Source organism: Streptomyces tsukubensis (genome assembly GCF_003932715.1).
Classification (GTDB): domain Bacteria; phylum Actinomycetota; class Actinomycetes; order Streptomycetales; family Streptomycetaceae; genus Streptomyces; species Streptomyces tsukubensis.
The window spans coordinates 3349393-3370391 of the sequence record NZ_CP020700.1 but is presented as its reverse complement, the minus strand read 5'-3'; the positions used below and the strand labels follow the sequence as shown (position 1 = coordinate 3370391).

Annotated in this window: 18 protein-coding genes and 1 pseudogene; 10 read left to right on the top strand and 9 right to left on the bottom strand. The window is 72.4% G+C overall.

The window, feature by feature from the left end; translation table 11 throughout:
- Entirely contained in the window at positions 1–1533 is a 1533-nt protein-coding gene (locus B7R87_RS13240; protein WP_006348579.1) for a DUF6056 family protein, read from the top strand.
- 124 nt (positions 1534–1657) lie between these two features.
- On the opposite strand, the gene B7R87_RS13235 is transcribed toward B7R87_RS13240, so the two are convergent.
- Positions 1658–2344, bottom strand: a complete 687-nt coding sequence (locus tag B7R87_RS13235; protein WP_006348580.1) for a GDSL-type esterase/lipase family protein — start codon at positions 2342–2344, stop codon at positions 1658–1660.
- 154 nt (positions 2345–2498) lie between these two features.
- On the opposite strand from B7R87_RS13235, the pseudogene B7R87_RS34400 reads away from it, so the two are divergent.
- Both B7R87_RS34400 and B7R87_RS13225 read left to right on the top strand, forming a co-directional pair.
- Positions 2499–2585 (top strand): annotated as a pseudogene (locus B7R87_RS34400) (N-acyl homoserine lactonase family protein); the annotation flags it as partial.
- 270 nt (positions 2586–2855) lie between these two features.
- Complete coding sequence (locus tag B7R87_RS13225; protein ID WP_006348582.1) at positions 2856–3911, top strand: hypothetical protein; 1056 nt, start codon at positions 2856–2858, stop codon at positions 3909–3911.
- A gap of 21 nt (positions 3912–3932) precedes the next feature.
- On the opposite strand, the gene B7R87_RS13220 is transcribed toward B7R87_RS13225, so the two are convergent.
- Positions 3933–4733 carry a TetR/AcrR family transcriptional regulator gene (locus B7R87_RS13220; RefSeq protein WP_006348583.1) on the bottom strand — a complete coding sequence of 267 codons (801 nt, stop codon included), beginning with the start codon at positions 4731–4733 and terminating at the stop codon, positions 3933–3935.
- Positions 4734–4959: 226 nt separating this feature from the next.
- Between B7R87_RS13220 and B7R87_RS13215 the strand changes: the two genes are divergently transcribed.
- Together B7R87_RS13215 and B7R87_RS13210 are read left to right on the top strand one after the other, a co-directional pair.
- Entirely contained in the window at positions 4960–6030 is a 1071-nt protein-coding gene (locus tag B7R87_RS13215) for a daunorubicin resistance protein DrrA family ABC transporter ATP-binding protein (protein WP_006348584.1), read from the top strand.
- On the top strand, positions 6027–6914 hold the full coding sequence (locus B7R87_RS13210; protein ID WP_006348585.1) for an ABC transporter permease: 888 nt from the start codon (positions 6027–6029) through the stop codon (positions 6912–6914). The genes B7R87_RS13215 and B7R87_RS13210 overlap by 4 nt, the downstream gene beginning before the upstream one ends.
- Positions 6915–7033: 119 nt before the next feature.
- Here B7R87_RS13210 and serC read toward each other — a convergent pair whose 3' ends face one another.
- Both serC and B7R87_RS13200 read right to left on the bottom strand, forming a co-directional pair.
- Complete coding sequence (gene serC, locus B7R87_RS13205; RefSeq protein WP_006348586.1) at positions 7034–8152, bottom strand: phosphoserine transaminase; 1119 nt, start codon at positions 8150–8152, stop codon at positions 7034–7036.
- Positions 8153–8256: 104 nt separating this feature from the next.
- Positions 8257–8871 (bottom strand): GTP-binding protein, encoded by a 615-nt coding sequence (locus B7R87_RS13200; RefSeq protein ID WP_006348587.1) that lies wholly within the window; start codon positions 8869–8871, stop codon positions 8257–8259.
- 230 nt (positions 8872–9101) lie between these two features.
- Here B7R87_RS13200 and B7R87_RS13195 point away from each other — a divergent pair, with 230 nt between their 5' ends.
- Positions 9102–12047: an FAD-binding and (Fe-S)-binding domain-containing protein gene (locus B7R87_RS13195; protein WP_130585088.1), complete on the top strand. Its 2946-nt coding sequence runs from the start codon at positions 9102–9104 to the stop codon at positions 12045–12047.
- A 24-nt stretch (positions 12048–12071) separates the two neighbouring features.
- On the opposite strand, the gene B7R87_RS13190 is transcribed toward B7R87_RS13195, so the two are convergent.
- On the bottom strand, positions 12072–12965 hold the full coding sequence (locus B7R87_RS13190) for a LysR family transcriptional regulator (protein ID WP_006348590.1): 894 nt from the start codon (positions 12963–12965) through the stop codon (positions 12072–12074).
- A gap of 173 nt (positions 12966–13138) precedes the next feature.
- Here B7R87_RS13190 and B7R87_RS13185 point away from each other — a divergent pair, with 173 nt between their 5' ends.
- A complete protein-coding gene (locus B7R87_RS13185) occupies positions 13139–14200 on the top strand; it encodes an EamA family transporter (RefSeq protein ID WP_045853016.1) in 1062 nt (353 codons plus the stop codon).
- A gap of 22 nt (positions 14201–14222) precedes the next feature.
- On the opposite strand, the gene B7R87_RS13180 is transcribed toward B7R87_RS13185, so the two are convergent.
- Genes B7R87_RS13180 through B7R87_RS13170 form a run of 3 tightly spaced genes read right to left on the bottom strand, consistent with a single transcriptional unit; the run spans position 14223 to position 16021 of the window.
- Positions 14223–14624, bottom strand: coding sequence for a type II toxin-antitoxin system VapC family toxin (locus B7R87_RS13180; RefSeq protein ID WP_006348592.1), 402 nt, complete (start codon positions 14622–14624; stop codon positions 14223–14225).
- Positions 14621–14857 carry a FitA-like ribbon-helix-helix domain-containing protein gene (locus B7R87_RS13175; protein WP_006348593.1) on the bottom strand — a complete coding sequence of 79 codons (237 nt, stop codon included), beginning with the start codon at positions 14855–14857 and terminating at the stop codon, positions 14621–14623. The genes B7R87_RS13180 and B7R87_RS13175 overlap by 4 nt, the downstream gene beginning before the upstream one ends.
- A gap of 57 nt (positions 14858–14914) precedes the next feature.
- Entirely contained in the window at positions 14915–16021 is a 1107-nt protein-coding gene (locus B7R87_RS13170; RefSeq protein WP_006348594.1) for a citrate synthase 2, read from the bottom strand.
- 352 nt (positions 16022–16373) lie between these two features.
- Between B7R87_RS13170 and pdxH the strand changes: the two genes are divergently transcribed.
- A complete protein-coding gene (gene pdxH / locus B7R87_RS13165; protein WP_202488606.1) occupies positions 16374–17033 on the top strand; it encodes a pyridoxamine 5'-phosphate oxidase in 660 nt (219 codons plus the stop codon).
- 374 nt (positions 17034–17407) lie between these two features.
- Here pdxH and B7R87_RS13160 read toward each other — a convergent pair whose 3' ends face one another.
- Positions 17408–18166: an SIS domain-containing protein gene (locus tag B7R87_RS13160; protein ID WP_006348596.1), complete on the bottom strand. Its 759-nt coding sequence runs from the start codon at positions 18164–18166 to the stop codon at positions 17408–17410.
- 411 nt (positions 18167–18577) lie between these two features.
- On the opposite strand from B7R87_RS13160, the gene B7R87_RS13155 reads away from it, so the two are divergent.
- Complete coding sequence (locus B7R87_RS13155) at positions 18578–19270, top strand: metal-dependent transcriptional regulator (RefSeq protein WP_006348597.1); 693 nt, start codon at positions 18578–18580, stop codon at positions 19268–19270.
- An 816-nt stretch (positions 19271–20086) separates the two neighbouring features.
- A complete protein-coding gene (locus tag B7R87_RS13150; RefSeq protein WP_006348598.1) occupies positions 20087–20965 on the top strand; it encodes an alpha/beta fold hydrolase in 879 nt (292 codons plus the stop codon).
- The last annotated feature ends 34 nt before the right edge of the window (positions 20966–20999 follow it).

Sequence of the window (20999 nt, the reverse complement as noted above, 5' to 3'; positions counted from 1 at the left end):
TTGGCCACCAGCATCGACCTACCCGCCCAGCCGCCCGAGGACGCCCCCGCGCCGGAGCCCGGCGGGCCCGGGAAGAAGAGGGGGTGGGCGGAGTACTGGCCGCTCGCCCTCGCCGCACTGCCCCTCGGACTGCTCGCGCTCGCCATGTGGTTCGGACGCCATGTCCGGCCCAGCGCCGACGAGTGGTGCTTCATCCCGGACGTCCGCGAGGACGGTATGTGGGGCCTGGTCCACACCTTCTACTTCACCGACAACGGCCGGGTCGCCAACGGCATCCTCGTCGGCGCCTATACGAAGTTCCCCGTTGCCGGACACCAGTGGTACGGGCCGATCAGCGGCGCCCTGATGATCCTGCTGCTCTGGGCGGTGGTGGCGACGCTGCTGCGCCGGACCGGGACCCGGGTGCCGCGCGGGGTGCCGCTGCTGGCCGCCGGGATGATCACCGCGGTCTTCCTGTTCGCCACCCCGAACACGTACAAGACCTTCTACTGGCCCGCCGCCTCCGTCTCGCACACCCTGGCCCCGGTGCTCGCGGCAGCCGCCGCGGTCCCGCTGCTGCGGGCGCGCGGACGCCGCGGCCGGATCGCCGCCCTGGTGGTCGTCGTCCTCGCGGGTGTCTTCATGGGCACCCTCTCCGAAGAGGCGTCGGTCGTCGCGCTCGTCGTGCTCTCCGGCGTCGTCCTCTTCGCCGGACTGCTCCTCGTCGAGCGCTACCGCCGCCCGGCGCGGATCTGGGCGCTGGCGGGCATGGCCGGAATCGCCATCGGGACGATCATCCTGGTGACCTCCCCGGGCTCCCGCAACCGCCGCAGCCGCTTCGGCGCGGAGAACGTGTCGATGCTGGCGCCGGAATCGCTGTGGGGTTCGGCGAAGGGCTTCGCCGAGATCCTCGGCACGGTCGTGACGACCTGGCAGTACGTCGGGGCGGTCGCCGCGGGCGTGGTGATCGGGCTGCTGGCGCGGCGCGACCCGGAAGCGCCCCGGGTACTGCTCCCGGTCCGCCCCGGGGTCCTGCTGGGCCTGGGCGCTGCGGCGTTCCTGATCGCCGGCTATCTCTGCACGGTCATCACCTATCCGGTCTTCGGCGCCAAGGTCGTCACCACCGAGCGGACCTGGAACGACTATCTGCTGCTGTGGGCGTTCCTGCTGGTCGCGGCAGGCGCGTTCCTGGGCCGGTGGCTGAGCCTGCGGTTCACCGCGGGTACGACCGTGACGGCCCCCCGGCGGACCGGGACCCTGGCCGTGGCGCTCGCCGCCGCGGTCTGCGCCGTCACCGTCGGCTCCCTGGGCTCCGGAGTGCTGAAGCTCGGAGACGACATGCGGGCGCGGGCGGTGAAGTGGGACCGCCAGGACGCGTATCTGCGTGAAGGCGCGGCCCGCGGCGAGAAGGTGATGCCGTACACCCCGACGAAGATCTCCCGGATGCTGGAGCCGTACAGCAGGAACGGGACACGGGCCTGGCCCGCGCAGTGCGCCGCCGACTACTACAAGCTGGACCGGGTCACGTACGCGCGGACCTTCCAGGGCGACTGACGCCGCTGCACGGCGCGGAAGGGGGGCGGGGGCAGATCCCCGCCCCCCTTTGCGCTGCGCGGGGCCGGTTGGCGTTGTTACGGTTCGCGCGGTCCCGGTCCCGTCCCGGCCCCGCGGTCGCGGCTCAGCGTGCGCGGTAGGGGCCGCCGAGGCCCCACGCCTGATGCATGGCCGTCGCGAAGGCCTCGGCCAGCCGGTGTTCGCCGCTCGGGCCCGGGTGGGTGCCGTCGTAGGTGTCGGCGTCCAGGGCCCAGTCGCGCGGCGGGGGCGCCAGGAGCAGCGGGGACGACGGCTCGTCGAGATCGGCGATTGCCTTGGCGAGCAGCTCGTTGAAGCGGTCGCACTCGGCCGCGAACGGGGCGTCCGTACGGGCCCGGACGTTCGGGATCACCGGCAGCAGCACCATCCGGACCCGCGGCGAGGCGGCACGGGCCGCGGCGACGAAACGGCGGACGTTGGCGGCCGTCTGCCCGCTGTCGGTGTAGAAGCCGAGGTCTATCAGCCCGAGGGAGACGAGCAGGACGTCCGGCCGGTGCACGGCCACCGTCTCACCGATCACCGGGGCCATGTGCAGCCAGCCCTCGCCCCAGCCCGCGAGATGGCGGCGGGCTTCGGCGGGGAAGGCGGGATCGGCGTACGCCGCGGAGACCGGGGCGTCGGCGGCCGGATCGTACAGAGAGCTGCGGGGGCCGACGATCTCGTGGTCACCGGGGAAGGAAGGGGAGGAGAGGTGCTGCCACATCCGGTAGCGCCAGGTGCAGTCGCCGGCACGTCCGATGGTCATGGAGTCGCCGACGAACAGAAAACGCATGGGAGTCATGATGTCCGAGGCCGGCGGGGTGCCGCGATGTGACAACGGCCACGGGGAGGGCACGGCCGCCGGACCCGGTGGTACGGCGGCAGGTGCGGACGGGGCGGGCGCCCGGGACACCGTCACCGTCACCCGGCTCGACCTCGGGTACTTCATCCGGCCCGCGGCCGAGGCCGGGCTGCCGTACCCCCGGGTCGAACCCGCCCTGGCGTACCTCGTCCGCCACCCCCGCGGCCTGCTGGCCCGGACGGCCGCCGCCGACGGTGCCGCGCCCCCGCTGCCGCCGTACCCGGCCTGGCTGGACCGGGTCGGGGAGTTCGGGCCGCGCCGGGTGGTCTTCGCCCATGACGCGTCGGTGCGGTGTTCCGGCGGGGGACCGGCCCGACCCGGCGCCGCCGGTGGGTGACGGGGTTGTCCACAGAAGCGTTCCGTCGGGCGGGAGTTGTCGGGAGTCGGCAGGAGTTTTCCACAGGTCACGGATGCTTTACGGCCGGGATGGCAGGCTGGTGCCATGCGTTCGTTCCCGTACGTCCCCTCCGCCGTCTCGTCCGCCGTTTCCGCGGTCTCCGGTGCCACCGTTGCCGCCGCCCTCGCGCTGGCTCCCGTGCTCGCCCTGGCGGCCGCCGCCCCGGCCGCCGCCGACGGGCCCGACTCGAACTTCTCGTTCCAGGACGACCGCATCACCGAGTCCAGCGGGCTGGCGGCGAGCCGGGCCCACCCGGGGATCTACTGGACGCACAACGACCAGGACCGGCCGCGGGTCTTCGCCGTCGACTCGCGCACCGGGAAGACCGTGGCGACGGTGACCATGACGGGCGTCGGGACGCCCCGCGATATGGAGGCGATCTCCGTCGGCTCCGACGGCCGGGTGTACGTGGGCGATATCGGCGACAACAGGAACGGCACCTGGAAGCACGTGTGGATCTACAGCTTCCCCGAGCCCGCGCAGCTGGGGAACACCACCGTGCGCGCCACCCAGTACACCGTGAAGTACGAGGACGGGCCGCGCGACGCCGAGGCGCTGATGGTCCACCCGAAGACCGGCCGGGTCTACATCGCCTCGAAGAACGAGGACGGCGGCGGGCTGTACGAGGCCCCGGCGAAGCTGAGCAGCTCCGGCACCAATGTCTTCCGGCGGATCGGGGAGGTGCCGTGGGTGACGGACGGCTCGTTCTCCCCCGACGGGAAGCGGCTGGTGCTCCGCTCGTACTTCTCGGCCCGTGGCTACGAGTGGAAGCCGGAGGGGCGGCTCGGCTCCGACGACCGGGTCAAGGCGCCCATCCAGGGCCAGTCGGAGGGCGTGTCGTACACCGCGGACGGCAGGGCGCTGATGTTCAGCTCGGAGGGCGCGGGCGCCGAGGTGCGGCGGGTCGACCTCAAGGACGCGGGCAAGGGCGCGGGGCCCGCGCCCGGTGGCGGCAAGGCGTCGTCGGACGGCGGTGGCGGCGGTGGTACGGCTTCGGGGGACGGCGACAGCTCCGTGGACCTCACGACCGCGGTGGTCGTCGGCGCGGGCGCCCTCGCGGTCCTGCTGTTGCTGAAGCGGCTGTTCCGCCGGGGCGCCTGAGGCCCGAAGCCGCCCCCGGCCCTAATCCCGGTCCTGGCCGGAAGTCGTGTCGGGGTTCTGCCAGCCCGCGGCCTCGCGTGCGCGCATCAGGGCTTCGAGGCCGGCCAGCAGATGCTGGACGCCGAAGGCGAGATGGTCGAACTCCTGGGTGAACGTGTCTTCGCTCAACGCGGCGACCAGCGGAAATCTGCCGCTCTCCATCGCCACGTCGAGGAACGGCTCCTGGGCGCCCCAGAAGTCGGCATGGCTGAGGCCGGTCTGCTCGGCGGCCTCCTCCGCATCGGCGGCCATTCTGGCGACGCCCGCCACCAGGCTCTGCACGGAGATGATCACCGAGATCTTCTCGGGGTCGGTCAGCAGCATGTCCCGCAGGGTGTAGAGCGCCGCGTCCAGACTGCGGACGGTGCTCGGCCCCAGCACCGTCCGGGCCTGGTTGATCCGGAGCAGCCAGGGATGTTCCTGGTACAGCGTGAGATAGCCGCGCGCCATCTCTTCCAGCGACTCCCGCCAGCCGGGTTCCTCCTGGTCGGGGGCGGTCTCCCAGTCCCCGGGGTCGCTGACCTTGTCCAGCATCAGGTCGAGCAGCTCGGCCTTGCCGGGGACGTACCGGTAGAGCGACATGGTGCCGGTGCCCAGCTCATTGGCGATCCGGCGCATGGAGACGGCGGCCAGGCCCTCCGCGTCGGCGACCGCGATGGCCTTGTTCACGATCGCGTCGAGCGTGAGCCCCGGCTTGGGGCCCCTGGTGGGACGTTCGCCCAGGCCCCACATGAGCTCCAGGGTGCGGGCGATATCGCCGCTGCCGGTCGTCTCGGTCGTCATGACCTCACCTTATTCCTCCAGCTCCGGACCCTGCCCGGGGCCTGTCCGCAGCCCGTCCGGAGCCTGTCCACGGCCGGTTCCCGGAAACCGCGAGAAGGCCGCCGAAATAAACCGCGTACGGTGTACCCTTTTTATGGGTACACTGTACGCGGTTGTGGTGGCGCGAGCTGCCGCGGCCCGTAGTGGGTGATGGCAGTCCCGTGACAGCGATGGAGGAAACGTGAGTGTGAACGCATCCGGCGGCCGCGGTGAGTACGCGGTCCGCGCCGAGGGTCTGCACAAGAGGTACGGGGAGAAGCGCGCCCTCGACGGCCTCGACCTGACCGTGCGCCGGGGCACCGTCCACGGCGTTCTCGGTCCCAACGGCGCCGGCAAGACCACCGCGGTCCGGTCGCTGGCGACGCTGCTGAAGTTCGACGCAGGACATGCCGAGGTCGCGGGGGTGGACGTGGTGCGCGATCCGCGCGGTGTCCGCCGCCGGATCGGGCTCACCGGCCAGTACGCGGCCGTGGACGAGGTGATGACCGGCCGCCAGAACCTGGAGATGTTCGGCCGGCTCTTCCATCTCGGCGGACGCCGGGCGAGCCTGCGCGCGGCCGAGCTGCTGGAGCAGTTCGACCTCGCGGCGGCCGCCGACAAGGGCGCGGGTACCTACAGCGGCGGTATGCGCCGCAGGCTCGACCTCGCGGCGTCGATGATCCTCCGCCCGGAGGTGCTCTTCCTCGACGAGCCGACGACGGGCCTCGACCCGCGCGGCCGCGGCGAGGTGTGGGAGACCGTGCGGGGTCTGGTGGCGGAGGGCACCACCGTCCTGCTGACCACGCAGTATCTGGAGGAGGCCGACAAGCTCGCCTCCCGGATCACGGTGATCGACGGCGGCCGGGCGATCGCTGACGACACCCCGGACGGGCTGAAGAGCACCGCCGGCGGTGACCGGGTCGAGGTCGTCGTCGCGGACCGTACGGAGCTGCACGCGGCCGTGCAGGCCGTGGCCCGGGTGGCGTCCGGCACTCCGGAGGTGGACGGCGACGAGCTGCGGGTGCACGCGGTCGTCGCGGACCGGGTCGCCGCGCTGACCGAGGTGGCCCGCACTCTCCAGGACCAGGGTGTCGCGGTCGAGGACATCGGTCTGCGCAGGCCGAGCCTCGACGACGTGTTCCTCCGGCTCACCGGCCACCGCACCGAGAGCGCCCGGAGCGACGGCGACCCGCAGCAGGACGACAAGCACGACCGGAAGCACGACCGGAAGCAGGGCCAGAAGCAGGACCGGAAGCAGAAGGAAGAGGTGGCGGCATGAGCGACACCGCCGTACGGGACGTGAGCACCCGCGAGCAGACCCCGGCCCCGGCCGGCCCCGGCCCGGTCGTCCTGACCGTCCACGCCGACGGCCGTGAACGCCGTCTCTACTGGGCGGTCGCCGACTGCTGGAACGTGGTGCGCCGCGGTCTCACCCACTACCAGCGCCAGCCCATCAACATCGTCTGGCAGCTCGGCTTCCCGATTCTCTCCGTCCTGCTGTACGCCTATGTCTTCGGCGGGGCCATGAAGTCGCCCGGCGGCGACTACCGCGACTATCTGATGCCCGGCATGTTCGTGATGACGATGGCCTTCGGCTTCATGGGCACCGCGATGACCGTGGTCGCGGACTCCACCAAGGGCGTCATCGACCGCTTCCGTTCGATGCCGATGGCGCCGTCGGCCGTGGTCTCGGGCCGCGGGGTGACCGACATCCTCGTCGCCGTCGCGGAACTGGCGATCCTCGCCGTGACCGCGGTGCTCATCGGCTGGCGCTCCGACGGCGGCTTCTTCGGCACGCTGGGCGCGTTCGGGCTGCTGGTGCTGCTGCGGTTCTCGCTGATCTGGATCGGGGTGTGGCTCGGCCTCATCGTCCCGAACGCGGAGGCGGCCGGTGGTCTCTACGCCGTGGCGTTCCCGCTGACGATGGTCTCCAGCATCTTCGTCCCAACCTCGTCGATGCCCGACTGGCTGGGTACGGTCGCGGCCTGGAATCCGATCTCCTCCACGGCCGGGGCGACCCGTGAGCTGTTCGGCAATCCGGTCGCCAGCGACGGGAGCTGGATCCAGGAGAACGCGGTGCTGATGGCAGTGGCGTGGCCGCTGGTCCTGACGGCGATCTTCCTGCCGCTGGCCGTGCGCCGCTTCCAGAAGCTGAGCCGGTGAAGTCGGGGGATACGGGGCAAGCAGGCATACGGGGAAGGGCCCGGCGGACGAATCCGCCGGGCCCTTCCCCGTATCCGTAAAGCCGTATCCGTAAAGCCTTGGCAGTGCAGCCCGTCCGGTCAGAGGCGTTCGATCACATAGTCCACGCAGGCCGTCAGCGCCGCGACGTCCGACGGGTCGATCGCCGGGAACATCGCCACCCGCAGCTGGTTGCGCCCCAGCTTGCGGTACGGCTCGGTGTCCACGATGCCGTTGGCCCGCAGCACCTTGGCGACCGCGGCCGCGTCGATCTCGTCCGCGAAGTCGATGGTGCCGATGACCTGGGACCGCTTCGCCGGGTCGACGACGAACGGGTCGGCGTACTTGGACGCCTCCGCCCAGCCGTACAGCGCCTGCGCGGAGGCCGCGGTGCGACCGGTCGCGAAGTCCAGACCGCCCTGCTCGTTCAGCCACTTGAGCTGCTCGTTCAGCAGGAACAGGGTGGACAGCGCCGGGGTGTTGTACGTCTGGTTCTTCAGCGAGTTGTCGATCGCGGTCGGCAGGCTGAAGAACTCCGGCACATGACGCCCGGAGGCGTGCACCCGGGCCGCGCGCTCCAGGGCGGCGGGGGAGAAGACGCCGATCCACAGACCGCCGTCGGCGGCGAAGGACTTCTGCGGGGCGAAGTAGTAGACGTCCGACTCGGTGATGTCGACGGGCAGACCGCCCGCGCCGGAGGTGGCGTCCACCAGGACCAGCGCGCCCTCGTCGGCGCCCGCGACCCGGCGGATCGGAGCCGCGACACCGGTCGAGGTCTCGTTGTGGGTCAGCGCGTAGACGTCGACCCCGGCCTCGGCCACCGGCTCCGGGTGGGTACCCGGATCGGAGGCGACGATGCTCGGCTCGGCCAGCCACGGCGCCAGCTTGGCGGCCTTGGCGAACTTGGACGAGAACTCACCGAACGACAGATGCTGCGACTTGTTCTCGATCAGACCGTGCGTCGCGATGTCCCAGAAGGCGGTGGAGCCGCCGTTGCCCAGGATCACCTCGTAGCCCTCGGGGAGCGAGAAGAGGTCGCCTACGCCCCGGCGGACCTCGCCGACCAGGCTCTTGACCGGGGCCTGGCGGTGGGAGGTACCGAGGAGGGACGTGCCGGTGGCGGCGAGGGCGTCGAGCGCCTCCGTCCGCACTTTGGACGGGCCCGCGCCGAAACGGCCGTCGGCGGGCTTGATGTCAGCGGGAATCTGGATCTCAGCCACGTATCGGAGCGTATCGGGTACGGCCGGACGGGCGCGGCCCGGTCCGGCGCTTGAGACGGCCCGCCCGACGGGCGGACGGCCAGGGTGACGGCCGGGGGCTCCGGTCAGGTCTTCCGGTGCAGCGCGAGATCGTAAAGATGTTCTACGAGGGCGATGAGGACGTACTTGCTGGACGAGTGGTCCCGGGCGTCGAACTCCACCATCGGCACATCCGCGTCCAGGGTGAGCGCATGCCGGATCTGGGCGTCCGTGTGGAACGGCCCGCCGAAGTCGTTGACCGCGACGATGAACGGCACCCCGTGGTGCTCCAGCCGGTCCAGCGCGTACCAGGCCTCCGGCAGCCGGCGGGTGTCGACGAGGACGACGGCGCCGATGGTCCCCGAGAGCATCCGCTCCCACAGGAACCAGAAGCGCTCCTGGCCGGGGGCGCCGAAGAGATAGAGGACGGCGCGTTCGTCGATGGTGATCCGCCCGAAGTCGAACGCCACCGTCGTGGCGCTCTTACGGGCGGAGACCCGGCTGGGATCGTCCAGCAGCATGCCCGCCGGGCTCATCGTCTCCTCCGTGTGCAGCGGACGGATCTCGCTGACGGAGCGGACCATGGTCGTCTTGCCGACACCGAAGCCGCCGACGACGACGATCTTCAGCGCGTTCTCGGCGGTCCTCAGGGAGTCCGCCGGTGTGTCCTCCGGAGCGACCGTGCGCGGGGCGCGGGTCATCGGCGGGGAGCGGTGCCGGTCATCGAGTGTTTGCCTTCCGAGGGGTGGCGGGGGCAGAACTGGAGCCGAAGGTTCCTGATCAAGTGGTCGTCACTATAGGAGAGTTGGCGATCACTTTGGGCGCCAAGTCAAGGCTTTGCCAAGAGTCCAAGGACCCTAATGGCCTCACCTGGGACGTTTCCCCGGGTTTCCCCCCGGTGTGACGTGCACGACGCGGGCATGCTGGAGCCATGGTTGAACAGCGGAGCGGGGGCGGCGGCGGACCGGAGAACGACCCCGGGGGCGGCACCGGCACCCCGCCCGGAACGGACGCCCGGCGGCCACGCACAGACCCCGCAGACCTCGCTGACCTCGCGGATCTGAAGTCCGCGCTGGCCGCCGCCCTGCCGCCCGGTGCCGCCGACTTCTCCGCCACCGCCCGCGCCCTCACCACCATGGACGCCTCCAACTACCGCCGCGTCCCTCTCGGTGTCGTCACCCCCCGCCACGCGGACGACGTCGCCGCGACCCTGGAGGTCTGCCGGGCGCACGGCGTCCCGGTCGTCCCCCGCGGCGCGGGCACCTCCATCGCCGGACAGGCCACCGGCACCGGAATCGTCCTCGACTTCACCCGCCGGATGAACGCCGTCCTGGACGTCGACCCCGGATCGCGTACCGCACGCGTCCAGCCCGGCACCGTACTCGACACCCTCCGCACCGCCGTCCGCCCCCACGGCCTCACCTTCGGCCCCGACCCCTCCACCCACGCCCGCTGCACCCTCGGCGGAATGATCGCCAACAACGCCTGCGGAGCGCATTCGGTGGCCTGGGGCACCACCGCCGACAACGTCCGCGAACTCGCCGTCCTCACCTACGGCGGTACGGCCCTCCGGCTCGCCCGCGGCTGGCCCGATCCGCCGGGACCCCTGCTCACCGCCGCCCGCGAACTGATCAACGGCCACCTCGCCCTCCTCCGTACCGGCTATCCGCCCGGACTGCCCCGCAGGATCTCCGGATACGCCCTCGACGCACTGCTCCCCGAGAACGGCGCCGACCTGGCCCGCGCCTTCTGCGGCAGCGAGGGCACCCTCGGTGTCGTCACCGAAGCCCTGGTCGGGCTGGTCGAGGAGCCCGCCGCCCGCGCCCTCGCCGTCCTCGGGTACGCCGACGAGACCGCGGCCGCCGACGCCGCCCCCACACTGCTCCCGTACCGCCCGCTCACCGTCGAGGGCATGGCCGACGACCTCGTACCGCCGCCCGGACGGAACGGGCTGCCGCGCGGCCGTGCCTGGCTGTTCGCGGAGACCGGCGGCGGAACCCCCGCCGAGGCCCGGGCCCGCGCCGAAGCCCTCGTCCGGGCGGCGGGAGCCCTCGACACGGCCGTGGTCTCCGACTCCGCCGCGATGCGGGCGCTGTGGCGGATCCGGGAGGACGCGGCCGGGACCGCGACCCGGCTGCCCGGCGGCGGCGAGGCCTGGCCGGGCTGGGAGGACTGCGCCGTACCGCCCGCCGCACTCGGCGCCTATCTGCGCGACTTCCGCGCCCTGCTCGACTCCTACGGGCTGCGCGGCGCGCCCTTCGGCCACTTCGGCGAGGGCTGCGTCCATATCCGCATCTCCTTCGACCTGATCACCACGGCCGGGGTACGGGCCTTCCGGGCCTTCTCCGAGGATCTGGCCGCGCTCGTCGTCGCCCACGGCGGTTCGCTCTCCGGCGAGCACGGCGACGGGCGGGCCCGCGCCGAACTCCTGCCGAAGATGTACGGCCCCGGACTCGTCGACCTCTTCACCCGCTTCAAGGACGTCTGGGACCCGGCGGGCGGCCTCAACCCGGGCACCCTGGTCCGGCCCGCACCCCTAGACGAGGACATCCGCTTCGCCGTCCTGCCCCGCGAACCCGTCGACGTCGTCTTCGGCTACCCGGAGGACGGCGGCGACTTCCGGGCCGCCGTCCGCCGCTGCGTCGGCGTCGCCAAATGCCGGGACACCGGCCCGGGGCCCGGTGTGATGTGCCCCTCCTACCGGGCCACCGGCGAAGAAGCCCACTCCACTCGCGGCCGGGCCCGGCTGCTCCACGAGATGCTCGCCGGGGAAGTCGTCCGGGACGGCTGGCGGTCCCGGGAGGTCGCCGACGCGCTCGACCTCTGCCTCTCCTGCAAGGGCTGCCGCAGCGACTGCCCCGTCGGCGTCGACATGGCCACCTACAAGGCCGAGTTCCTCCACCACCACTACACGGGCCGGATCCGGCCCCGTACCCACTACACCCTGGGCCGGCTGCCCGGATGGCTGCGCGCGGCCGCCCCGTTCGCCCCCGGGCTCAACGCCCTCGCCCGGATCCCGCCCCTCGCGTCGCTGGCGAAGCTGGCCGCCGGAATCACCCCCGAACGGCCCCTGCCCGCCCTGGCATCCGTCCCCTTCACCCGATGGGCGCGCGGCGGGCTGGGCAGTGGGCTAGGGGGCAAGCAGGGCCGCGGGTCGAAGGCGGCGGCCGTGCTCTGGCCCGACACCTTCACCGAACATCTGTCACCGGAAGTCGGCCGGGCCGCCGTCAAGGTCCTGGAAGCCGCCGGATTCGGGCTCGCCCTGCCACCCGGCCGGGTCTGCTGCGGGCTGACATACCTCACCACCGGACAGCTGACCCGGGCCCGCGCCGTACTCCGCCGCACCCTCGACACCATGGAACCCCTGCTCGATACGGTGCTCGGCACGGCACCCCTCGTCGTCCTGGAACCGAGCTGCGCCGCGGCCCTCACCACCGATCTGCCCGAACTGCTCCCCGACGACCCACGGGCGGCCCGTCTCGCGGCCTCCGTCCGCACCTTCGCGGGCACCCTGGCCGAGTACGCCCCCGACTGGGACCCGCCGCACCTCGACCGCCCGGCGGCCGGCCAGACCCACTGCCACCACCACGCGGTCCTCGACCCCGCCGCCGACCGGTCCCTGCGCGCCCGCGCCGGGCTCCGCGGCGAACTCGCGGGCGGCTGCTGCGGACTCGCGGGCAGCTTCGGCTTCGAGAAGGGCCACTACGAGGTGTCGGTGGCCTGCGCCGAGGACCGGCTGCTGCCCTCGGTGGCCGCCGCGCCGCCGGACGCCCTGCTGGTGGCGGACGGCTACTCCTGCCGCACCCAGCTGGCGCAGCTCACGGGCCGCAAGGCCCGGCATCTGGCGGAGGTACTGGCGGACGGACTGAGTCCTTGAGCCCTCCGCCCGGACGACTCCCCGCTACGCCTTCCCTTCCACGGCTTTGCCGCCCTGCGGCTTTCCCCCGCCCGTGACCGCCACCGCCAGGGCGACCAGCGCCGGGACCGCCGGATGGGACGGCGGGGCGTGGTGGGTGAGATGGACCGGCACCGGCGGCAGCGCGGGCAGCGGCCGGTAGACCACGTCAGGATGCGGGTGGATCTCCGCCGTCGACGCCACCGACACCCCCACCCCCCGGCCCGCCGCGATCGACGCCAGCCAGTCGTCGGTGTTGGTGACCGTGATCGTCGTCGTGGGGCGGGCGTCCGGCGGCCACAGCTCGGGGGCCGTGACCCCGGAGACCGAATTCACCAGCAGCGGTGCCGTCGCCAGATCCGCCAGGGTCAGCCGGGCCAGGGCGGCCAAGGGGCCGTCGGCGGTGACCGCGGCCACCCGCGGCTCGCTGAACAGCGGCGTCACCACCAGACCCGGTTCGGTGACCGGGCCGCGTACCACCGCCACATCGACCGAACCCCGCAGCAGGCCCGCCGAACGGTCGTCGATCCGGAGGAGCTCCAGCGGCACATCCGGCTGCTCGCGCTTCCAGCGGCGCAGCAGCGGGGTGGTGTACGGGCCGAGCGCCGCCCAGGCGTGCCCCAGCCGCAGCGGGCGGACCGGCCGGCCCGCCGAGTCGAGCGCGTCGTCGAAGGCACCCACAGCGGACGCCGCACGCTCCCGGAAGGCCCGGCCCTCGGGGGTCAGGGTCACATGGTGGGTCGAGCGGTCCACGAGCCGGACGCCCAGATGCCGTTCCAGCGTCGCCAGCGAACGGGACACCGCGGGCTGGGTGATCCGCAGCCGTGCCGCGGCCCTGGTCATGCTCGACTCCTCGGCGATTGCCAGGAAGCAGCGGAGGTGGCGCAGCTCAATGCTCATGCATCCGGAGCATAACCGCAGCGCATGAGGCATTTCACGGGATGCGTGTCGGCCATTAGCGTGGATCCGTGGACAGAGCTGCGGAGAGCGGAAGCGGGAGCGGGGCCGGGGCCGAGGCCGGGGTGGGGATATCCACCGCCGGTCCGCATTCCGGTACGGGAACGGGTTCCGGCATCGGTACGGGTCCGGGTGCCGGCCCTGCGCCGGGTCCCGGTTCCGGTACGGGCCCCGGTCCGGCATCGAGTCCCGGTTCCGGTACGGATCCGGCCGCTGCGGGCCGGTCGGGGCGGGGCACCCGGAGGCAGCTCGGGCCCGTGGGGCTCGTCGTCGCGGGCGCGCTGTCCGTGCAGTTCGGGGCGGCCGTCGCCGTACTGCTGATGGACGAGGTGGGGCCGACGGGTGTGGTGACCCTCCGGCTGGTCCTCGCGGCGCTGGTGATGTTCGCCGTCTGCCGTCCGAGGCTGCGCGGCCACTCCCGCGCGGACTGGGGCACCGTCATCGCCTTCGGCCTCGCCATGGGCGGGATGAACATCCTCTTCTACCAGGCCGTCGACCGGATCCCGCTGGGTCCGGCCGTCACCCTGGAGGTCCTCGGACCGCTCGCCCTCTCCGTGATCGTCTCCCGCCGGCTGGTGAACCTGGTCTGGGCCGCGCTCGCGCTCGCCGGGGTGTTCCTGCTCAGCGGGATGTTCCCGGGTCTGGGCGGCGGCGGAGTCGACGGGCTCGACCCGGTCGGCGCGGCGTATGCGCTCGGCGCCGGAGCGATGTGGGCCGCGTACATCGTCTTCAGCGCCCGCACCGGCCGCCGCTTCCCGCAGGCCGACGGGCTGGCGCTGGCCTTCGGTGTCGCGGCGGTGCTCAGCCTGCCGTTCGGGATCGCGGGCGCGGGCACCCTGCTCGCCGACCCGGTCGTCATCGGGCTGGGGCTGGCCGTCGCGCTGATGTCGTCGGTCCTCCCGTACACCCTCGAACTCCTCGCCCTGCGCCGCCTTCCGGCCTCCACCTTCGCGGTGATGATGAGCCTGGAGCCGGCCGTGGCCTGTCTGGCCGGGTTCCTCGTCCTGCGCCAGGCCCTCTCGGTGACCGACGCCCTCGCCATCGCCCTGGTGATCGCCGCCAGCGTCGGAGCGGTCCGGACCCAGGCGGGCAGGGCGGAACGACCGAAGCGGACGAAGCGTGCCGGGCGGAATACGGAGAAGGAGGGCGCTGCCGGAGCGGAGCCCTCGGCTCCATGACGCCGCACCGCAGCGAGGCCCCTCAGGCGCGGAGATTCCTGATGGTGCATTTGAGGCCGGGAGCACCCGTCAGCTTGGCGTCGGCCGTGACGAGGTCGGCACCGATCTGCTCGGCCAAGGCGATGAAGGACGCGTCGTACGGCCACATGTTGTGGCGCAGTTGCCAGATGCGAGGAAGCAGCGGTGTGTGGTCGTACCGCCGCAGGGCCATCCGTCCCAGTACCTCCAGGGCCTGCTCGGCCTGTGCGTCGGAGAGCTTCTTTCCGCGGGTCAGCCCGCGGAGGACGGATGCGCACTCAAGATCCACGGCGTGCGGAGCGGCGAGTCTGTGGCCCGCGGTGGTATGCCGGACCCGGTCGGCCAGATCGTCCTGACCGACCAGGAACGAGACGAGGGCAGACGTGTCGAGGACCAGCAGGCTCACGCGCGGGCCTCGCGCACCTCGGCCATGACCTCGGCGATGTCGTCGATCGTGACACGGCCACCCGCGGCGATCGCACGAGCCTCTTCCGCGGCCTCGGCGGGAGTCAGCAGATCGGCCTCATCTCTGATCAGCCCGAGCAGATAGGCCTGGAGCGACTGACCCCGCCGGGCCGCACGGACCTTCAGCGTGGTGAGCGTGTCTTCCGGTACATCGCGAATGTGAACCGTAGCCATGCCATCATTGTAGTCCCAATGCTGGCATTGTGGTCCCACGATGGGCGGGCCCGGCGCCTACCGCGAGGGCGCCAGGTCCCCGTACCCCGTCACCGCCCGCGGGTCGCGGGCCGCGGGGCCCGTGTAGCGGGCGGAGGGGCGGACCAGGCGGCCCGTGCGCTTCTGTTCCAGGATGTGGGCCGACCAGCCCGCCGTACGGGCGCAGGTGAACATGGACGTGAACATGTGCGCCGGGACCTCCGCGAAGTCCAGGACGATCGCCGCCCAGAACTCCACGTTCGTCGCCAGCACCCGGTCCGGGCGGCGGTTGTGCAGCTCCTCCAGGGCCGCCCGCTCCAGGGCCTCCGCCACCTCGAAGCGGGGTGCGGCCAGCTCTTTGGCGGTACGGCGCAGGACCCTCGCGCGCGGGTCCTCCGCGCGGTACACCCGGTGGCCGAAGCCCATCAGCCGTTCGCCCTTGTCGAGCGCCTGCTTCACATAGGCCGTCGCGTCGCCGGTCCGTTCGATCTCTTCGATCATGCCGAGGACCCGGGAGGGCGCTCCGCCGTGCAGCGGGCCGGACATCGCCCCGACCGCGCCGGAGAGCGCGGCCGCCACGTCCGCGCCGGTGGACGCGATGACCCGGGCGGTGAACGTGGACGCGTTCATGCCGTGCTCGGCCGCCGAGGTCCAGTACGCGTCGACCGCCTTCACATGCCGCGGGTCCGGCTCACCCCGCCAGCGGACCATGAACCGCTCGACCACGGACCGCGCCTTGTCGATCTCGCGCTGCGGCACCATCGGCAGCCCCTGGCCGCGGGCGCTCTGCGCCACGTACGACAGGGCCATCACGGCCGCTCGCGCCAGATCGTCGCGGGCCTGCCGCTCGTCGATGTCCAGCAGCGGGCGCAGGCCCCAGACGGGCGCCAGCATCGCCAGCGCGGACTGGACGTCGACCCGGATGTCCCCGGAGTGCACCGGGATCGGGAACGGCTCGGCGGCCGGCAGCCCCGGCTCGAACGCCCCGTCGACCAGCAGTCCCCACACATTGCCGAAGGAGACGTGTCCGACGAGGTCCTCGATGTCGACACCGCGGTAGCGCAGTGCCCCGCCTTCCTTGTCGGGTTCGGCGATCTCCGTCTCGAACGCGACGACTCCTTCGAGACCGGGTACGAAGTCGGACATCGGGCGGCTCCTCACGTACAGGACGCGCCGATGGCGGAGGCGGCGCGTACGACGGGATCAGTCGTTCATTCCGGTAATGCCCCGTACGGCGGGTCGCCATCCTCGCGGTGCCCGTTCGATGGGAGGCGACACGATATCCGCAGGTCGGGGCCGGGGTCAGCGTGATGACTCGCACAGTCCGCCGGTCCGGCGAACAGGGTTGGCGGCACTGCGTGCCGGGCAGACTCCACCCCGTATGTGTGGGTCGTACACGGGAGTTTTTGCGGTGGCGGCCGCCCGTCGCCCGACCGGTCCGCTGCGGCAGGATGGACATGTGACCGATCGCGACCCCGCCGCCCCCGACCCCGCCGTGATGCGCGAGCAGTACCGCTCGACGCCGCTGCGGGAGTCCGAGCTCGCCCCGACACCCATGGAGCAGTTCGCCACCTGGTTCCACGACGCCGCCGTCGCCGGGCTCCAGGAGCCGAACGCGATGGTCGTCGGCACGGCCAGTACGTTCGGCCGGCCGTCGTCCCGGACCGTGCTGCTGAAGGAGTACGACGCCCGGGGCTTCGTCTTCTTCACCAACTACGGCTCCCGCAAGGGCCGTGAGATCGCCGCCAACCCCTCGGTGTCGCTGCTCTTCCCCTGGCATCCCATCGCCCGCCAGATCGTCGTCACCGGCACCGCGGCCCGCATCGGCCGCGACGAGACGGCCGTCTACTTCCGCAGCCGCCCGCACGGTTCACAGCTCGGCGCCTGGGCGAGCGCCCAGTCGTCGGTGATCGGCTCACGGGAGGAACTGCTCAGCGTCTACGCCGAACTGTCCGCCCGCTACCCCGAGGGCGAGCAGGTGCCCGTGCCGCCGGAGTGGGGCGGGATCAGGGTCGTCCCGGACACGGTCGAATTCTGGCAGGGCCACGAGAACCGGCTCCACGACCGGCTGCGGTACGTCTACGAGAAGGAGCGCGCCGCGGATGCGGAGGGCGGCGCCGCCGAGGTCCACTGGCGCGTCGAACGCCTCGCCCCCTGACCGGCCGGGCGGCCCCGCGGGGCCGACGCAGCAGGTCCCAGAAGAACGCAGAAACCCGCGGGCTCGGGTCCCTCCTTGCGGAGGGGCCGGCCGGACGTACCGGCGAGCCCGCGGGTCGGTGACTGCTTTGAATTACGGCAGGTGGCCTGCCGAGTGGCACAGAGTGCGACTGGCAGGCGTCAGCCCGCAGTCACCTCACGCGTCCGGTATGCATACATTCGCCGAACCACCTCCTCTCTCGTGTGAACCACACACTAGAAAGCCCCCGCGACCGGGTCCAGCGAATTAATTTCCGGCCCCGGGAGCGGATTCGGCCTTCGGTGCGGACCCCGGCACCGCCCCGGAGAGCCGGTCCCCCGGGGCCGCCGCCCGGCTCAGCCGTGGCGGTAGAAGATCCGGTCCCGGTTGTCCGTCATCACCCGGCCGTTCCACTCGTGGCCGCCGTCCACGTTCCCCGACCGCAGCAGCGGCGGCTCCACCCCCCGGTCGGCCAGGTTCTCCGCCGCCGCGGCCATCATCGCCTGCATCAGGGCGCTGGTGACCACCGTGGACGCGGGGGCGAACGGGGCCTCCACGCCCTCGTGCGTGAGGACCGTGTCCCCGATCGCGATCTTCGAGTCCAGGACGACGTCGCAGTGGTCCTTGAGGAACGTGCCCGACACATGCCGGGACCTGGTCTCCTCCGCGTACGCGACGGAGGTGACCCCGATGACCTTCAGCCCCAGCGCGCGGGCGTTCATCGCCATCTCCACCGGCAGGGCGTTCCGCCCGGAGAGGGAGATGATCACCAGTACGTCGCCGGACCGGGCCGGGCTGGTGTCCAGCACCGCCCCGGCCAGGCCTTCGACCCGCTCCAGCGCGGAGCCGAGGGTCGCGGGGATCACGTCCACGCCGACGACGCCCGGCACGGCGAGCAGGTTCATCACGGCGAAGCCGCCCGCCCGGTACACCACGTCCTGGGCGGCGAGGGAGGAATGCCCGGCACCGAAGGCGAAGAGCCGGCCGCCGTCGGCAACGGTGTCGGCGATCGCCGCACCGGCCGCGGCGATGCTCTCCGACTCCTCGTTCCGCACGCGTGCCAGCAGTTCGATCGCCGCGTCGAAAAATCGACCGGCCAGCTTGCTCTCGCTCATCGCCGAGCCCTTTCGGGAGAAAGTCCGGGAAATTCGGTGGCGGGGGCGGAGCGCGGCAGCCGCGCGTCCGGGTGTCCCGGCACCGGGGAAAGCACCGGGGAATGCCCGGGCCGCGGATCACGGTGCGGTCTGGACCATTCCCGTGTCAATACGGTCACCCGACACTCGTCCGGCGGTCGTGTGCGGTTTTCGCGAGGGTTTCGTGTCGGTGCTCCGGGCACGCTTTCGGGTTCGCCCGGGTTTGCGTGGCGCAGGTCGCCCGAGACGGATCCCGGGCACCTTCCGAGGCGCTCGCGGAGATGCTCCGGGAGCCCGTTCCGGCACCGGCTTTCCCCGGCGCGGCACGGTTGTCAGCGGGATGCGTAAGAATTGAGTCCGGGGCCGCACCGCACGATTCTTCGAGGGGCACGTATGTCCGGTTTGATCGACACCACGGAGATGTACCTCCGCACCATCCTGGAGCTCGAAGAGGAAGGTGTGGTTCCTATGCGCGCCCGCATTGCCGAGCGGCTCGACCAGAGCGGGCCGACGGTCAGCCAGACCGTGGCCCGGATGGAGCGGGACGGGCTGGTGACGGTCGCCGGGGACCGCCATCTGGAGCTGACCGAGGAGGGCCGTCGGCTGGCGACCCGCGTGATGCGGAAGCACCGCCTCGCGGAATGTCTGCTCGTCGATGTGATCGGCCTCGAATGGGAGCAGGTCCACGCCGAGGCCTGCCGCTGGGAGCACGTGATGAGCGAAGCCGTGGAGCGGCGCGTGCTGGAGCTGCTGCGCCACCCGACGGAGTCGCCGTACGGAAACCCCATCCCGGGCCTGGAGGAGCTGGGCGAGAAGGCCGAGGCCGACCCGTTCCTGGACGCCGGGATGGTCTCCCTCGCCGAGCTGGACCCGGGCTCGGACGGCAAGACCGTCGTCGTCCGCCGGATCGGCGAGCCCATCCAGACCGACGCCCAGCTGATGTACACGCTGCGCCGCGCGGGCGTCCAGCCCGGCTCGGTGGTGAGCGTCACCGAATCCGCAGGCGGCGTCCTGGTCGGCAGCGGTGGCGAGGCGGCGGAGCTGGACTCCGATGTCGCCTCCCACGTCTTCGTCGCCAAGCGCTGACCTCCTGGGGCCCGGCCCGCGCTCCGTTTCTCCGGAGCCCGGTCCGAGCCCGGCCTTCCCGGCGCCCGGTCCGTGCTCCGATTTCCCGGGGGTCGGCTCGCGCTCCGATTTTCCGGAGCCCGGCCCGTGCTCCGCGTGCCCGTTTCCCGGGGCCGGTCCGCCTCCGCGGTGCAGCGGGGCAGCCGGATCCGCCCCCTCCTCCCTCCCCGCGACGGGGAGGATTTCGTCCGGAACGGCGACGGCCGGGCGGATCGCATGTCACGCTGTGCATGAGGCATATGACTCACCGTCCGGTGGCCGCCCTTCGGGTGGTTCCTGTGCGGTGGTCCACCGCTGACTCGCCGCCGTGCCCGTCGCCGTGGAGGGACCAGGCCGATGCGCCCCTCGCACGTCCCGCACCTCCCGTCCGCGCTCCCTGGCCGCTCCCGCGGAGCCCCGGACGGTCCGCGCCGCAGCGCATGCAGCCCGCGCCGCCCGCACCGTCTGCGCAGTCTGCGCAGTCTGCGCAGTCTGTGGGGCCCGCGCTGTTCAAGGGGCGGGCCCCGGCATCCTCGGATGCCGGGGCCCTTCCTCCCCTGTCATGACCCGGAGCCCCGAGCTCTCAGGGTCATTCCCGTCGGACCGTCTTCCCCGAGCGGCCCGCCTCCCGCAAAAGATCTCCCCGGGCCGGACGCGGCCAATCCTGGCCTTCGGTCACTCGAAGGTGGGGTGTTGCCCGCCGTCTGCTGGGCAGGGCCCACCATTCGAACGTAGGTTCGAAACCTTCGATAGGCTGAGCATATCGGCGAACGGGTGACAGAAGGGGGTGCCGGGCACATGGTGCGGCGCATCGACGTGACCGGAACTGCGGGCGCCCGTCTGGCCGCCTGGGAGTACGCGGACCCGCCCAAGCCCCGCGGCGACGCCCGCGCCCCCGGAGTGCTGCTGCTCCACGGTCTGACGGGCCGCGCCTCCCACTGGGCGGCCGCCGCGCGCCGGCTCTCCGGCCGGCACCGGGCGGTCGCCCTCGACCAGCGCGGCCACGGCCGCAGCGACAAACCCGCCGCCGGTCCCTTCACCCCGGAGTCCTTCGTCGCCGACGCTGCGGCCGCCGTCGAACAGCTGGACCTGGGCCCCGCGGTCCTGATCGGTCACTCCACGGGCGCCCTCACCGCCTGGCAGCTCGCCGCCGAACGGCCCGATCTGGTGCGGGCGCTGATCGTCTGCGATATGCGGGCCGCCCCGCCCGGCGCCGCGTCCCAGCGGGTGTGGGAGGCCTGGCTCCGGGCCTGGCCGGTGCCGTTCGCCACCCTCGCGGACGTACGGAAGTGGTTCGGCGAGGACGATCCGTGGGCGGAGCGCCCGCATCCGGCGCGCGGCGACTTCTACGCCGAGGTGATGGCCGAGCGCGCGGACGGCTGGCGGCCGGTGTTCTCCCGGCGGCAGATGCTGAAGCTCCGCGAGTCCATCGTCCACGAGGCCCACTGGGACGAACTGGCCCGGGTCCGCTGCCCGGCGCTCGTCGTCCGCGGCCCCGACGGGGATCTGGGCCGTGCCGAGGCCCAGGAGATGGTCCGCGTCCTGCCCCGCGGCCGCTACGCCGAGGTGCCCGACGCGGGCCACCTCCTCCACTACGACCGCCCCGACGCCTGGTACGCCGCGATCGCGCCCTTCCTCGCCGAGGTGACGGAGACCGCCCCCGCGCCGGAGGTGTGACGGCACGGGAAGGGGCAGCCGATGACCGACACCG